The sequence below is a fragment of the Sorangium sp. So ce394 genome, from assembly GCF_051474665.1.
GTDB classification, from domain to species: Bacteria; Myxococcota_A; Polyangia; order Polyangiales; family Polyangiaceae; genus Sorangium; species Sorangium cellulosum_D.
This window is the reverse complement of the sequence record NZ_CP150339.1, coordinates 1,831,640-1,847,420: the sequence shown is the minus strand read 5'-3', so window position 1 is coordinate 1,847,420 and position 15,781 is coordinate 1,831,640. Positions and strand designations below refer to the sequence as shown.

The window sequence follows — 15,781 nt, the reverse complement described above, 5'->3', positions numbered from 1 at the left end:
TCGACGCTAGGGCAGATTGGCAGACGAGATATTCCAGCTTCTGTCGCTGCAGAAGCGGCAGCTCGCGCCGACGAGCGCGCCCTTGCCGGTGGCCGTCTCGTCGCCCTTGAGCCACCAGTTGAGCCACGCCAGGTTGACCTGCGTGAACTCGCCGCCGTTCCGAGCCCACAGATCGCCGCCATGGTCCGCGCCGACCTTGGCGAACATCATGACCGGGATATTGCCCAAGGCGGAGATGTTCTGGAAGTCTCTCGCGCCGTTCTCGTGCGCGCCCAGGCTATCCGCGGTGCCGGTGACGATCAACACGGGCGTGTGAATCGAGTTGTAGAAGGCCGGATCTGGCGAGAAAGTGCCGCTGCTCGTGTGTCCCCAGGTCGTCATCCTGGGATCCGCGGCGGTCCCCGCCGCCATCAAGCCGCCGCAGGAGAAGCCGTTCGCGCCGACCTTCGTGGTCTCGATGCTGTGGTAGTAGGCGCTGCAAGGCTTCTCGTTCTCGGCGATCACCCAATCGACGTAGGCGAGCAGCACGTCGCCTCCGCCCCCGAGATCACGGTTGGGCTCCTTGCCTCCCGGTGTCCCGTCCGCCACCACGAAGTAGCCGTGCGAGGCAATTTCGGCCATGGCCGCTTCCGTCGAGAGCCCGTCCCGCGAACATCCGCCCTGCCCCCAGACGAAGATCGGATACTTGGCGCCCCCACCGAGATCCGCCGGACGGAAGATGGTGCCCTCGTTGATGCCCGGGTCTGAGTTCGTCTCGACGACCACCTGATGAGGGCCGCTCCCCGACACCCTTCGATCGGTCGGTCGTGACTCGGTGCACGTGCCGGTAAAGGCGCCGCCCGAGCCTCCGTTCCCGCCGGCCATGTCCCCGCCGCCGGCAGGCGACCCTCCGCCCGCGGCGCCCGAGCCGGAGGGCTCAGCCCCTCCGGCCGTGCTTTGTGAGCCGCCCGAGCCCGCAGGCTGAGGCCCTCCGGAGGAGCTCGCCTGCTCGCCACCCGAGCTGCTCGCGCTCCCTCCCGTGCCCGCCGCGGCTCCGCCGCTTCCCCCAGCGTTGCCGTCGTCACTCGAGCCGCTGCAAGCGGCGAGAATCATGCCCAGCGCGGCCCAGGTGAAAGCCCAAGTCGATTTGGTATTCATAGCTACTCCATATCACATCGATCGAGCGAAGAGAGGGGACCCATTCGCGTCTCTCCCGCGAACCGCCGGCAAAGGTCGTGCGCGCCATCGGTCGGCGCCATGGAACGTTTGGATATCTATCTGATCTTGCATCCGCCCGTGGTGTTCACGGGGCACATGTACACGGGTCTTCAGGCGCCCCACGGACCCCGGTGGCACGCCGTCGATCCACGATCGTCGATCGTCGATCGTCGATCGTCGATCGTTGATCGTCGAAGCAAAAGGATGACTTTCCCGGATATTGTGAGCGTTCACATTTCCGATGTCAATTCCAATCGCCAGGCCCCGGACCTGGGGAGCTCGCCGTGACCGCTCCGTCGCCTCGAGCAGCTGTGGTCGCCTCGCTCGCCAGCACTCCGCGCCCGGCGCGCGCAGGCGGCGCTCGCCGCGCCGCCCGCGCAGGCGAGCCCCCCAGGCGCCCGCGACCGGGTGTGAGCCATGGCACCCTCTCTCGACGCAAACTTACCATCCGAGGGGAACTCTTCGAGCCCTCGATGACAAAGTCGGGCGACCCGTGATTGATCGAGAGCGCGCCGGGACACGGGGAGAGAGGGACGATGCGCTCCCGATCTCCGTCGCCGCGACCCCCGGACCACGCCCGGCGATCCGCGGCACCGCACCGGGCCGCTCACGAACCTGACATAGCCGCTCGAACGAGACGCGATAACTGGCAATGGAATCGGACGCTTCTCGTCGGCGACCCCACTTCCTCGCGAGGCTACACCGATGAGCATGAATCGAAAGCAGTCTTTGGCGGCGACCTCGACGACCGCGGGCCTCTGCGTGCTCCTGGCGACCGGATACGCGCGCGCGGCGGAGCACTATGTGGCCCCGGACGGCAGCGACTCAAACCGCGGGACCAAGGACGAGCCGTTCGCCACCCTCGCCAAGGCGAACAGCGCCGCCGCCGCCGGCGACACCATCTGGGTGCGCGGCGGCACCTACACCATCACGACCCAGCTCGTCCTCTCGAGGAGCGGCACCTCGGAGACGAGCCGCACCAAGATCTGGGCCTACCCAGGTGAGAAGCCGGTGCTCGACGCGTCGAGGTATGTCACCAGCAACCCGGCCGTCGACGTGCCGGTGGTCCTGGTGACCGGAAGCTGGATGCACCTTCGAGGGCTCGAGATCGGCAACGCCAAGGTGGGCAGGAGCGGAGATCACTCGTACTCGCTGCTCCGCACCAAGGGCTCCAGCGACAACATCTTCGAGCTGCTCGACCTCCATCATGGCTTCGGGTCCGGCCTGTTCATCGACAAAGGCAACGGCGGCAACCTGGTCCTCAACTGCGATTCGCACGACAACTACGACCAGAACGGCAGCCAGGGCGACGGCCAGAACGGGGACGGCTTCGGGGTCCATTACCAAACGACGGGCCCCAGCACGATCATCCGGGGGTGCCGCGCTTGGAACAACTCGGACGACGGCTACGACTACATCTCGCAGGAGGTGCCGGTCATCACCGAGGGCAGCTTCGCCATGTCGAACGGTCGGGGCAGCGAGGGCAACGGCAACGGGTTCAAGGTCGGCAGCAGCAAGACGGGCATCCGGCACATCGTGCAGAACAACGTGGCCTGGAAGAACAAGGCCGCGGGCTTCTACGCGAACCATTCGTCGGGCGGCAACACCTGGCTCAACAACACCGCGTACAAGAATGGAACCCAATACAACATGCTGGCGAGCCCGCCCGACGACAGCAGCCAGACGATCATCTTGACCGGAGCGCTCGCGCACAAGATGCGGAACAACATCGGCTTCCCGAACAAGAACTCGAACATGGGGGGCGTCGACACCGCGTTCAACACGTGGGACCTGAGCATCACGGAGGCGAGCGCGGCCTTCGAGAGCACGTCGGACGCCGGCTGCACCGGCCCCCGCGAGGCCGACGGCCGCATCCCCTCCGCGTGCGCGTTCATGAAGCTCACGGCCGAAAGCGCCTTGATCGACGAAGGCACGGACGTGGGGCTCCCGTTCGTCGGATCGGCGCCGGACCTCGGCGCTTACGAGTTCGGCGCCGAGCCGACCGAAGGGACGGGCGGCGGCTCGGGCGCCGCTGGCGGCGGCATGGGCGGCACGGCGGCCCAGGGGAGCGGTGGCGACGGGTCCGGTGGCACGGTCGGCGCCAGCGGTGGAACGGGCGCAGCGGGTGGCGCTGGCCAGGGTGGCGCGCCGGGGGTCGGCGGCTCCCCGGAGACCGTCGGCGCCACGGGCGGCGCCGACGGTGAATCGACAGGCCGCGCCGGAGGCGCAGGGACCTCGGAAGACGAGAGCTCCGCGGCGGGTTGCGCTTGCGCCGTCGCTTCCGAGGACGCCACCGCCGGGATGGGCGGGTTCGCGTTCCTCGCGCTCGCCTCGGCGTTCGCCGCGCGCTCCCGCGATCGGAGGACAACGCGACGCGAGGGCGGCCGGCGCGGTCCGCGAGCTACTTGACAGGCCCCTCGACAGCACGGCTACTGGCACGTCGTTCCCTGGAGCTCCTCGGCGGGGGTCGACGGCACGGGGAGTCCATAGGACTGGGCCAGACGTGCGTACGCGTCCATGTTGGCGTTGGTCGTATACATATTGCCGCTGAGGTCGAACAGCGTACGATCACCATACGCCGTCGGCTCCCAGAGGAATGAACCCCGGCCCATTTGGTTCGGGAAGTCGCGCATGACGGAGTTGACGAGATCCCTGCGGCTATCGGTGTACTCGCAGCTCATCACGGGCAGTTTGTATTTGTTGATGACGTACCCGAATTCGTCCCTCCAGTCCTGGCCATTGTTGGTGGTCCCGTACGTCGATCCGCAGATTCCATCCACGTCGATGGGCGGATTGTTGGTCAAGTACGCGTCCACCCAGGGGCGGAAGCCGCCGTCGGGCCGCGGTCGGCCGTGCTGCGCCCACACGACGATGTTCGGGTCGGTCTCGCGCACCGCGCGGATGCCGGCGTTGACGAGGCCGGAGAAGTTGGCCCAGTTGCTCATGGACACGCCCGACATGCGTGAGTTGGTCTCGTTTCCGACCTGGACCATATCCGGCTTCACGCCAGCGGCCACCATTTGATCGAGCACGCCTTTTACGTGATCGTAAGCGGCCCTCTGCATCTGAGAGGGGCTCATCCCAGCCCAGGCGGACGGCACGTTCTGGTGACCGATGGACGCCCAGGTGTCGCTCATGTGAAAGTCGAGGAACAGGCCCATCCCGCAGGCCTTGACCCGCTTCGCCATGGCGATGGTGTGCGCGGTGTCGCCGAAGGCCTCCGTCGGGCGAGCGCCCGAATAGAGCTCCGAGGTATAACCTCCCGGACAATCCGGACACACGAAGGTCCGGAGTCGAACGAAGTTGAACCCGTGGTCGACCAGGATCCTCTCGATGGATTTGGTCTGGCCCTGGTCTCGGTAGCGCCGGCCGATCGACTCCTGTTCGAGGGTCCATGTGATATCGGCGCCCAGGATATACGGAGGGTTGAAGATCTCGCCGGTGCCCGAGCTCACGCGCGTGACTCGGAACTGCTGGTTGGTCCCGCCGGTCCATGGCCATTGAATCAAGGCGGTGCCGTCCGCGGTGCCGCCGCCGTTGACGTCCAGGGCCTTGCCGCTCTGGCGCGCGGTGAGGCGCACGACGCCGCTGGAGACGTCCGTGAACGACCACTGCTGGTTCTGCCCGCTCGAGCAGGAGTATTGCTGGATGCGGGCGCCGTCGCTGGTGGAGGCGCCCGTGACGTCCATGCAGCGGTTGCTGTTGACGTTGCGGACGCGATAGTAGCCGCCGCCCGCCGATTCCATGCGGAACTGCTGCCGGGTCGAGCCGTTGCAGCCGGCGAGCTGCAGCCCCGCTCCGTCAGCGGTGCTGCCCCCGGCCACCTCGACACACTTCCCGCTCTGGACGCCGACGATCGTGTAGGTCGCCGCGGTATCGATGGCGATGCCCTCGGCTGCGTCGTCGAGCTCGTAGCTGGATCCATCGAGCTCCTCTGCGGGGAGGCAGGCGCCGAGCGCGAGCGTCGCCAGCAGGGGCCATCGTTCAAAGCGCGTTCTCATGAGGTTCTCCCGTGCCCGAATGGGCATGTTGCAGTTTGTGTCAGCTCATCGCACGCCGCCCAGCGAGGACGTCGGTATAGAAGCTCCGAAGGCCGAACGTCGTCGCGTTGACGTGGCGTCTCGTTCGACGGGCGATCTCCGGCTCGTGAGCTGCGCGGTGCAGCGCCGCGGGCGCGGGTCGCCGTGAGCACGAGCGCTCGCGCCCAGCGCTGCTGAGGCGCGAGCGCAATGTCCGCGGGTTCACCGTACTCGCGTCCGTGACGACCGAGCGGACGAGATCGGTGCCGAGATCGATCGGCCGACGAAGGTCTCGGGGCGCATGAGCGCCCCTCCACAACGAAGCAAGAGACCACCAACAGGTCTCAATGTGAGCGCTCACAACTCCGACGCGAGCTCATGCAGAGCGACGAGCGGCTCGCGCGAGAAGAGCTCGTCGTCCGCACGCGCGCTCTCGAGCCGAAAGCTGCGTAGTCCGCCATGTTCTCGACCGTAGCGGCTCGACCACCGTCGCATTTCCAACTTACTCTCTCGCAATGGTACTATGGAATGGACACGAGGCGACCGCCGACCATCGCGTGCAGCGTCACGTCCGATCCCAAGGTGGATCGAGCCGCCCGCAACCAATCACGACTCGATCGCGAAATCTCGAGGGCGGCGAAGATCGCGCCAGGAGGTACTTTTAAGTCACGGGGAGAACGGCAGACCGGCCGGACCGAGCTGTTCCTTCAGGAGGCGCTGGGGTGTTCGCTGAAGGCGGAGTCGTCGTGTCGGACTGCAGGGGATTCGAGGGCGCATCCTGGCGGGAGGGTACGCGCGCCGGGCGCGGGATCGACGGACGTCACGAGGCTTGCGTGCCCGTGCGCCTCGACGGGGAGCCTGTCGGCGCTTCCTTGCGAGCGACGCGGCAGGAGAGAGCATGGAGAGGCCCGCCCGCCGAGGTCAGTTCACGGCCAGCTCGGGGAGCGTCAGCGCCCCTGGACCTCGATGTTGGTCACGCCCCAGCCCTCATCGAAGAGGCCGGTCAGCCCGGTCGCGGACAGGTCGAGCGCGAGGTCGGGCGCGGAGTGCGGGAAGACCAGCTTCATGCGGTATACAGAGTCGCCGTACGGATAGGCGAGGGTGTTCACCTCGCGCGCGCCCGACCCGGCCAGGCTCCCGTCCAGCGGATAGCTCTGGGAGCTCAGGGTGTTGGAGAAGGTCTCGCTGAGCAGCTCGACGCCGTCCGCGGAGGCGGTCCAGACGCTGGGACCCAAGGGCCCATCGCCGTCCCAGGCGTTGATGAGGTAGAGGTCGAAGCTCACGGTCAGCTCGGTGTGGGGGGCGAGCTCGTCCAGCGTCAGGTGCGCCGTCTCGTTGCCGAACTGCCCCAGGAAGGTGCGGTCTCCGAGCGGGGTGACGCTGGTGACGATCGACTCCCACTCCGGGCCGATGGATCCGGTGAAGTTGTTGAAGTAGACGCTGCGGGGGCTGTCGATGACCGGCCCGCCCTGCCCGTGGCTCGCGAGATCCGTCGCGGCCTCCTGGGCCGAGTGCGCGAAGCTCGCGTCGCCGGTGAGGCCCACGTCGAGGATGCACGTCCGCTTGATCACCTCGTCGGCGATGCCGGCGCAGGCCAGCTCGCCCGCGGCCCTCTGCGCGGGGGTCAGGTCGTTGAGCCACACCGGCTGCCCGGGACCGGCCGGACCGCCGCACGGGGTGCCCTGCTGGATGAGCGCGACGTCGCCCGGGGCGGCGCCCACCCGCCAGACGTCCGTGTAGCTGTTCGTGTCCTGGTACATCTCGAAGAACGTCAGCGCGCTGCTCAGCGCGCTGCCGTCCCGGGCCATCATGAACTCGTTGGTGGGGTCGTCATCGGCGTTCCCGAAGAGGCCGACCATCTTGCCCACGCTGGCCGGCGGGACGAGGAAGAGCGTGTCCAGGTACAGGCCGAGGGAATAGCTCCTTGGACGCATCGCCAGCCGCTCTCCCGTCGGCCAGGCCAGCACGGTCCTGCCGCTCGCGGACGCGTAGACGCTCCCGCCGCCGGCGAGCGCGAGCGCGCCGCTCGACGGCACCGTCGTCGGCTGCCCGTTCACGTAGAGCGCGCCGTTCGCATGATACTCCACGAGATCGCCCGCGATGCGCGCGCCCACGGCCCGGCCGGTCGAGACGCCCGGCGACACGGGGCACTGCCGGATCTGGATCTCCAGATCGGGCGTGGCCATGCTGGTCGCCAGCACGAAGTCGCCCTCCCCCTGGAAGTCGAACGCGACACGATCGAAGCTGACGTAATGGGGGTCTCCGTTGCACGTGGCGGGCTTGCAGGACGGCTCCGGGGTGTCCACGCGGCACCCCCTCATGACCTTGACGAGGAGGGCGTCGCTGCCACCGCCGCCGAACGAGTGGCCGCAGAACGGCGCGTCCGTCCTGCCCGTCAGGAAGACGTTGCCCCTCGGATCGACGGCGACGCCTTGTCCTGCCTCGGTCGCGTTCGTGCCGATGTACTCGGTGCGCAGGTGTGCCCCCGCCGCGCTGTACTCGCGCAGGTACATGTCCGCGCTCCCGAGGGGCGCGTCGGAGTCGAGGTCGCGGGAGGTCTGGCCGGTCAACACGACGGATCCACCGACGACGGCCACCGACGTCGCGGAGACGTTCTCGCTCGCCGATGTCTGCCGGATCCATTGCGTGGTGAGGCTCGCGTCCAGCTTGGCGAGGAAGGCGTCATACGTCGTCGAAGACGTATACGAAGGGAAGTTCCCGTTCGTCGTGCCGGAGACGTAGACGACGGTCTGACCCGACTCCACGGCGGTGGTCAGGCTGAACGCCTGGTCCTGGAGGTTCGTGCCGAGGAGAGCCACCCCGCCCAGAGCACCGCTGTCGCTGTAGCGGGCGACAAACGCGTCAGCGCTGCCGCCCGCGTACGGTTCGCCCGCCAGCGCGCCGGTGGTGTAACCGGCGACGTAGACCTGCCCATCGGCGCCGACGGAGACGCTGCGCGCGATGGTCGTCCTGTTGTTCACGCCGAGCTGCCTTGTCCAGACAGGATCGCCGCTCGGCGAATACTTCGCCACGAACAGCGACGTGGTGCCGCTCGTCGGCGGCGGGCTCACCCCGGCGAGGTTCCCGCCCGTGGAGCCCACCACGTAGACGCTGCCGTCAGGCGCGTGGGCCACGGACCACGCTTGATCCACCGCAGCCGTACCGAGCTGGCGCCGCCAGGCCTCGGTCCCGTTTGCGTTCAGCTTGACGAGGAAGGCGTCCGAAGATCCCTTGTGCTGGCCGGCCTCGATCGCGCCGCTCGTGTGGCCGACCACGTAGAGCGACGCGTTGCCGCTCGCGGGGCACTGGGCCGAGGAGACGGCGACGCCCGTCGCCTGGTCGCTCGCCGACGTGCCGATCTGCGCGCCCCACACGAGGTCCCCGTCCTGACCGACCTTGCGGACGAAGGCGTCGCTCCCGCCGCTGTTCACCTCGCCCGAGATGGCCCCGGTCGTGGACCCGACCTGGTAGACGGCATCGCAGGACGCGGCGACCGCGTTCCCGAGGTCCGCGCCGGCCGTGGGCGTCTCGTCATGCCACGTGAATCCCTCGAAGCTCGGGCAGGTCACGTTCTGCAAGGGGAGCGGGCGGCCTTTCGCGCGATCTCCCCCCATCGGGTCGAACGGGAGGGTGGACAGGGGGGAGTCATCCTCCTTGGGCCTCAGCTCCTCCTCGGTCGCGCTCGTATCGTCGTTCAGCGCTCCGCCGAGCGCGGGATCCTCCCCCTCCGCTCCGGCGCCGTCGTCCTCGGAGGAGATCGGCGCAGCCCGGTCGGGCTGGGGGCCTCTCGCCGAGCCCACCGGCAGAGGATCGCCGGTCGAGCCGCTGCAAGCGGCGACGCCTGCTGCCAGGATGCACACGGAGAGCGTCTCACCATGAAATCGTTTCATGCTCGAACCTCGCAGGAATGATGTCGATTCGAAATGGCCTGAGGCTGGGAGAAACCGATGTTTCATTCTCTTTGTCGGGTCCCCCGAGCCATCCAGCCGCCAGGGGGCCGCGAGCCCGGCCTCGACGCCGCCGGTCCTCGACGAGCGCGCGCTCCTCGTCACCGAGAGCTCAGAGCTCCCGGACAGCCCCTCATCGCGCTTCGATTCTCGCGGGGGCCACAAGCAACGAGAGTGCCAGACCTTTCAAGCTTCAGATCTGCACCGCCTGGCCGCAGGCCAGCTCCTCGGCCGGGCCCGTGGCGCGCGCAGGCGAGCGCCGCTCCGAGGACGGGATCGTTCCGCCTCGGCGCAGGGGGCGCACGCGGCAGCGTGCTCGTCACCCGGGGACGCAGCGCTTCATCCAGGGACGCAGCCCCTTCACGATGGCCTTTGCCGCCGCGTCGAGCGGCAGGCGATCGCGGCTGTCTCCTACCTTGCGCAAACGATGTGTGGCGACATTTAAGCGTGTAAAGCATGCGTGAAGATGCATGAACAAGGCGCGTCGCCGGATGCGTTCCGCCACGGAGTCCTTCAAGCTCGTCCCCGGGTACGGCGAGCGTCGCGGTCGTTTGCGTAGCTCACGCGTGCCCTGTCGCTCGAGCGCTCACGTGAGCCTCGAATGACGAACGTAGATAGCTGGTCATCCGTTCGAGGGCGCTGGGAGGGCGGCGCGAGGCGGCTCTGCCGCTCCAGCTCCGGACTCCTGTGGCCCTCGGCGGATGGACGTCGTTCGCGGCGCGCAGCGCATCAGCGCGTCGGGGCGGCCTGCCGGCATTCCGTGGTGCAGGCGTGGCGACCTCCGGGTCGCCCGGATTCGTGAAAGGCAAGGAAGACGATGAACTTCATGCGGTTTGGTGTTGGCGGAGCTCTGATCGCTGGCGCGGCCCTCCTGCTGCCTGCGTGCGCGGCCGAGTCGGACGACGGCGAGTCCTCCGAGATCGCGAGGATTTTCGTGGAGGGCGACGACCCGGCGGAGCTCGAGGGCGAGCAAGAGCTCCTTCGGTCGTCGTCGGAAGCGCTGACGTCCTACTCGTTCCTCGCGTCGTGCGTCGACGTGACGATCGCGGAGTACTCGGATGGCTCCGTGCTCGTGGCCCACGCGTATTGCAGGAAGCGAGACGGCTCCTGGCACCACAGCTCGTGGGGCCGCGGGTACTGCGGCGGCGATCTGGCGAACTGCGACGGGAGCGTCGTCTGCGGGAGTTGCTGACAGCGCCTCCCGACCCCAGCGGCCGCGGCCGTGCCCGCGCCGATCGCGCGATGCCGGGGTAGCGCCCGGGTAGCCTCCGGCGCGCCCGCGCTCCAGGTGAGCTCGACGCGCCGTGGATACCTGCCGGCGCTCGCCCCGGCGATCCCCGCCCCACCATGCCTTTCGGGTATGCCGAGGACGCCCCTCACCCGCAGAGCTGCGCGTCGCCCTCGCCTCGGGGTGACGCGCCGTGGTACTGCCATGGACCGTGCGCTCCGCTCGATGGCCTGTCGCGATAACGCCGCTCGGCCGCGCCTCGGCCGCGACGCTGGTCTGGCGGCTGCGGGGGCAGCGGTACGTGACCGCGGTCGTCAAAGCGACGTTCGGGCTCGTGGCCGAGGGCACGATGACGCTCGGTGGGCCGGACCCGATCGTGCCCGACGAGGTGCCGGATCCCTCCGGCGTGGGGCTGCGCTCGGCGGGGGATCTGGCGCCGTACCTGCGCGAGGTGGACGTGCTGCTGACCGGACACGCAGGCGTGGCTCCGACGGTCGCGGGGGAGATCCAGGTCCGGCTGGCCGTGGTGCAGGAGGGCGCCCTGCGGCTCGACCGTTGCGTGACGCTCGACGGGAGCGCGCAGGGGAGCGGGGGCCAGCGGCGCGTGCGGGTGGACGGGATGGGGCCGCTGTCCCGCCGCTGGCCGCGGCGCGAGGCGCTGCTCGGGGCGGCGGATCCCGGGCGGCTCGAGGGCGTGGCGCTGGAGGTGCCCGACGGGCTCGACTGGGGGTACTTCCAGGCGGCGCCGGCCGAGCAGCGGCTGGAGCGGCTGCTCGGCGACGAGTGGGTGGTGCTGGGGGGCATCGTCGCGCAGCGCCCGCGGCTGCGGACGCAGCTCGCGGGCGCGCGGGGCGTCGCGCGGCTCTACCGGCGCGAGGAGCGGGCGCCGCGCGAGGGAGCGGCGCTGTCCCTGCGGGCCGACACCCTGCAGATCGACGCGGATCGGCGGTGCTGCTCGGTCGTGTGGCGAGGGTACGCGGCCGTGGGCGAGGAGGATCTCGAGGCGCTCCGGGTCGTGGCCGGCGTGGAGCTGCCGGGCGAGGCGCTGCCGTGGGTCGACCCCTTCGCGCAGGAGGCGCGGGAGGCGGGGCGAACGGCGCCGCTTCCGGCAGCGCCCTCGCGCGCCACGCTGCCGCTGCCGGCCCAGGCGGCGCCGGTGGTGACGAACGTCGAGGATCATCCGCTCGAAGGCACCGTGGAGCCGCTGAGCGCGCACGTGCGCAGGCCAGCGACGCCGTTCGAGGCTCGGCCCGAGCGCCCTCCCGCCGCGCCGCTCACGTCGCCCGCGCCTGCGCCGCTCCTCTCGCCCCCGCCCGCGCCGCTCACGTCGCCCGCGCCCGCTGCCCCCTCGGGGCCCATCGCCGCGGCCCCGCCGCTGCTGGACGCGGAGCTCTCCGCCGATCCCGCGGGCCTCGGCGACGCGTTCCTCTCCGCCATGACCGAAGCGGGCGCCTTCCCCTGACGATCGCGCGCCCGGCCGCGGATCGCCCCTCGCCTCGGGGCCTTCCTTGCGCGAGGGCGGGCTGATACGCTCGCGCGAGCCCGGGAAGGAGCATGGTGCTTTGAAGCGGCTGCTATCGCTGGGTCCGCGGCGCTTCGCGATCGAGCTCGCCGAGGGCCGTGAGGGCGTCGCCGACCGGCGCGGCGATCGCGCGAGGGAGGCCGCGTGGCTGCGCCAGCTCTACGCGGAGCCGCAGAACCGCCCGGCGCTCCGGCGGCTGCTCGACGATGTCGCGCCGGCCAGCGCCGTCCGCAGCCTGGCCGACGCGGACGTGCTCGGCGCGCTGGGCCGGCTGCTGCTGACCGGCCGCGTGCGGCTCCGCGAGGCTCCCCTCCCCTGGCTGCCGTCCTACGGCGGCGACGAGGCCAGCGCCGAGGACCAAGCGCCCGCCGACGCCGCCCCGCGCGCGCCCAGGACCGAGGTCACCTGGATCGAGATCCGCCTCATCGGCGAGGACGACAAGCCCATCCCGCACGAGCGCTACCGGGTGGAGCTGCCCGACGGCTCGGTCCGGGAAGGCGCGCTCGACCAGGAGGGCCGCGCCCGGCTCGACGGCATCGACCCGGGCACGTGCCTCGTCACCTTCCCGGCGCTCGACCAGGAGGCCTGGGAGCGCGTGGGTTGACCGCGTAGACTCGGGCGGTGGCCACCGAAGCCGACCTCCTCCGCGATGTCCTCGCCGCGCCGGACGCCGACGCGCCGCGGCTCGCGTACGCCGCCTGGTGCGACGACCAGGACGACCCGGCCGTCGAGGCGCGGGGCAGCTTCATCCGCGCGCAGATCGCGCTGCTCGCGACCGACGAGGCCGCCGAGCCGGATCGCCACTTCCGCCTCTCGTGCCAGGCCCGCGACCTCGAGGAGGCCCACCGCGCCGCGTGGATCGCGGCGTTGCCGCCGGAGGCGCGCGATCCCGTCTTCGACCGCGGCTTCGTCGAGCTCGTCACCCTCGACGCCCGCGCCTTCCTGCAGCGCGCGGGCGCGCTCCTCGCGCTCGCGCCGATCCGCCACCTGACGATCGACGCGCTCGGCGGCGCGGCCGAGGAGCTCTTCGCGTCGCCGCACCTGGCCGGCGTCCGCTCGCTCCGGCTCGACCGGGTGGGCCTCACCGACGACGACGTGGAGCGGCTCGCGGCGTCGCCGCACCTCGCCGGGCTGCGCTGGCTCTGGATCGGCAACAACCGCGTCACGCGCCGCGGCGCGGAGGCGCTCGCGGCGTCGCGGCGCCTCCCCGCGCTCGGCTACGTGGGCTTCGTCAACAACCCCTTCGACCCCTCGGAGCACCAGGGCCACGATCAGGGCGTCATCGTCGACCGCTGGCTCCCGCCCGAGGGCCGCGCGCTGGAGGCGAAGTTCGGCGCGCTGCGCTGGCTCCACACCGAGGCGCGCACGCTGCTCGAGGTGGTGCCGGACCGGCTGCGCATGCCCGGCTGATCAGTACACGAGCTCGTCCGCCGGCCGGTACTGGGCGGTGAGCTTCGCGATCGGCGCGTCCCAGGACGGCTTCCAGCCCGTCCGCGCGAACTCGGCCACCTTCGTGAGCTCGCCCTTGATCTTCGCCTTGAGCGCCTCGCGGTTCTTCCAGACATCGTCGAAGAGCGCGCGGTCGGTTCGCCTCACCGCCTCTCGCGCCTCCACGATCTTTCCGGCCAGGACCTCGTCGTCGCCCACCTGCTTCGCGATGTTGTGGGGCTGTTTGTTCAGCGTCTTGTCGAAGCTCTTCCAGCCGTCGTACTTGCGCTCCCACCCCTCGGGCAGCGGCTCCGCCTGGCCGAGCGCGTGGCGAACGAGCGCCGTCTTCAGCTCGGCGATCGTCACGTACCCGCTCTGCGTCTTCTTCCGGACCTCGATGATCCTCCGCGCCAGATCGACGTCCCCGAGGAGGGCCTCGAGCTCCTTCTGGGACATGGTGTTCACGTTCGTGTTCGGGGCCTTGCCGTTGCCAGGATCGAAGTAGTGATTGGCCTCCGCCACGTTGAGGGCGGAGAAGACGAACCCCACGAAGATGATCCTCCCCTGCGCCGGGAGCGTCTCGTGGTACGCGCGCATCTTCTGGACCGCGACGTCCTCGGCGCTCACCAGCGCGGCGTTGCCGGTGGCGGCGGCGCCGAGCACGCGCACGGACTCGTCCTTGGTCTGGAGCCCGACCATCCGGCCGTCGGCGGGGGACACGAGGGGGACGAGCTCCAGCATGGCCGCGATCTTCTCGGCTTGCCCCACCTCGCGGATGTCCTGCCCCGCGCAGCGGATCACCCGATCGTAGCTCCTGGGGTCCTGGATCGCCTGCGGGCGCGCATAGCTGTCGTAGAACTTGAAGGCGCCGCCCTCGAGGTCGGACACCTGCTCGTCGTGATCGCGGATCAGCGCGGGGATGGGCTGCTTGCTCATCTGGGGCGCGCTCGGCACCTTGTCGTACTTCGCGTCGGGGCTCTGCTTGAAGGTGACCCGGAGCCGCGGCGCGGCCTCCTCGACCCGGTCGAGATCGCACCCCTGGCCGAAGCGCCACTTTCGCCCCGCGGGCAGGATGACCGCGAGCTGATCGTTGCGCCCATAGGCGAAATCATCCATCCGCATCGGCTGGCCGCGCCGCTCGCTCGCGCTGGCGGCCGGGTGCTTGAGCAGGATGTCGTTGCGGCCGATGGGGAACGACTCGTGCAGCGTCTTCGTCGCGAGCCAGTCGATCCACTTGTCCGTCTCCTCGGCGCGCTCCACCATGTTGACGCCGACCCCACCCCCGCCCATCACGCAGTAGCGCTCGCCGACGCTCCAGTCGGTCTCTCGATAGAGCCCCTCGGTCCCGGAGAGGATCGCCCGCCGCTTCTTCGCGTCGTCCCAGCGCTCGACCGGCTCCCAGAGCCGGGTGCGCACCGCCTCGTAGAGCTCCGACGTGACCATCGTCTCGTCCACGGCGCGCGGCTTGCCGGCGCCGGTGCAGATATCGATCTTGTCGGCGTAGAGCCAGTGGAGGCTCGCCGTCGTGTCGGCGAGGAGCAGCCGGTAGCGCGGGAAATGGTCCGGGTGCGCCAAGAGGAGCATGTCATTGAGCTCGTCCTCGTCGATGCCCTCCCGGAGGATGGCGCCTCGGGCGCTGTCGTGGAGGGCCGTCGTCCCGCGCGGCACGATGGCGAGGACGCTCATGGCGAGGCGCAGCAGCTCCAGCGGGCGCACCGCCGGCCCGTAGGCGGTCGCGATCAACAGCCGCTTGTTCGCGCGCACGTGCTCCGCGAGCCGCGCCCGCTCGGCCCGCGTGTCCGCGGCGAACCTCGTCGAGTCGCGCGGCCCGGTGACGTCCTCTTTCCCGTCCTCGTTCGGCCCGCCGAGCGCGGGCCGCTGCGCGAGGCCCGGCAGGCCGAGCAGCTGGGGGAACTGCCCCATCTTGTGCTGGTTGTAATGGCTCCAGGGGTCCTCGAACCCGACGTGCAGGATCTCCGCCGGGGCGACCCGGGCCTTGCCCCACGCGCTCTGCCGCAGCGTCGTGTGGTTGACCGTCGCGGCCGTGCCGTCGCCGATGATCACATAAGGCGGGATCGGCCTGCGCAGCGCGTTCTGCCCCTCCCGCTCGGCGTGGGCCTCCGCCTTGTAACGGTCGTAGATCTCGGTGACGCGCTTGACGCTGCGGCTCTCCTTGTAGACGAACCGCCAGTTCTTGCCGAGCCCCGCGGCGATCGACCGGAGGACGATGAGCAGCAGCTCGCTGCTCACGGTCTTGCCGTGATAGATGACGCTCGCGGGCTTCGTCTCGCCGTCCCCTCCGACGATCAGCAGGCCCTTGTGGTCGCGCGGCCTCGACAGCTCGGTGCTGACCTTGTTCCTGGCCTCGTTGCCGACGACGGAGGTGCCCGCGTCGGCGTCGGTGATCGTGATCTCGGTCCAGTAGATGTGCACGGCGCGC

At 70.0% G+C, this 15,781-nt stretch carries 9 protein-coding genes; 5 read left to right on the top strand and 4 right to left on the bottom strand.

What is annotated here, in order from left to right; all coding sequences use genetic code 11:
• Positions 1-6: 6 nt before the first annotated feature.
• Positions 7-864 carry an alpha/beta hydrolase family protein gene (locus WMF33_RS06760; RefSeq protein WP_437336353.1) on the bottom strand — a complete coding sequence of 286 codons (858 nt, stop codon included), beginning with the start codon at positions 862-864 and terminating at the stop codon, positions 7-9.
• Between the two features lie 1,038 nt (positions 865-1,902).
• Between WMF33_RS06760 and WMF33_RS06755 the strand changes: the two genes are divergently transcribed.
• Positions 1,903-3,606 carry a right-handed parallel beta-helix repeat-containing protein gene (locus tag WMF33_RS06755; RefSeq protein ID WP_437336352.1) on the top strand — a complete coding sequence of 568 codons (1,704 nt, stop codon included), beginning with the start codon at positions 1,903-1,905 and terminating at the stop codon, positions 3,604-3,606.
• 20 nt (positions 3,607-3,626) lie between these two features.
• On the opposite strand, the gene WMF33_RS06750 is transcribed toward WMF33_RS06755, so the two are convergent.
• Together WMF33_RS06750 and WMF33_RS06745 are read right to left on the bottom strand one after the other, a co-directional pair.
• A complete protein-coding gene (locus tag WMF33_RS06750; protein WP_437336351.1) occupies positions 3,627-5,198 on the bottom strand; it encodes a glycosyl hydrolase 53 family protein in 1,572 nt (523 codons plus the stop codon).
• 965 nt (positions 5,199-6,163) lie between these two features.
• Positions 6,164-9,106 (bottom strand): SBBP repeat-containing protein, encoded by a 2,943-nt coding sequence (locus WMF33_RS06745; RefSeq protein ID WP_437336350.1) that lies wholly within the window; start codon positions 9,104-9,106, stop codon positions 6,164-6,166.
• Between the two features lie 883 nt (positions 9,107-9,989).
• On the opposite strand from WMF33_RS06745, the gene WMF33_RS06740 reads away from it, so the two are divergent.
• The 4 genes from WMF33_RS06740 to WMF33_RS06725 all read left to right on the top strand — a co-directional run bounded on the left by WMF33_RS06740 (position 9,990) and on the right by WMF33_RS06725 (position 13,323).
• A complete protein-coding gene (locus WMF33_RS06740; protein WP_437336349.1) occupies positions 9,990-10,355 on the top strand; it encodes a hypothetical protein in 366 nt (121 codons plus the stop codon).
• Between the two features lie 247 nt (positions 10,356-10,602).
• On the top strand, positions 10,603-11,853 hold the full coding sequence (locus tag WMF33_RS06735; RefSeq protein WP_437336348.1) for a DUF2169 domain-containing protein: 1,251 nt from the start codon (positions 10,603-10,605) through the stop codon (positions 11,851-11,853).
• Positions 11,854-11,953: 100 nt separating this feature from the next.
• Positions 11,954-12,517: a hypothetical protein gene (locus tag WMF33_RS06730; RefSeq protein ID WP_437336347.1), complete on the top strand. Its 564-nt coding sequence runs from the start codon at positions 11,954-11,956 to the stop codon at positions 12,515-12,517.
• Positions 12,518-12,534: 17 nt separating this feature from the next.
• Positions 12,535-13,323, top strand: coding sequence for a TIGR02996 domain-containing protein (locus tag WMF33_RS06725; RefSeq protein WP_437336346.1), 789 nt, complete (start codon positions 12,535-12,537; stop codon positions 13,321-13,323).
• Here the strand turns inward: WMF33_RS06725 and WMF33_RS06720 are convergent, their stop codons facing one another.
• The gene (locus WMF33_RS06720) at positions 13,324-15,774 is read right to left on the bottom strand and encodes a hypothetical protein (RefSeq protein ID WP_437336345.1); all 2,451 of its coding nucleotides are present in this window, start codon (positions 15,772-15,774) and stop codon (positions 13,324-13,326) included.
• Positions 15,775-15,781 lie beyond the last annotated feature (7 nt).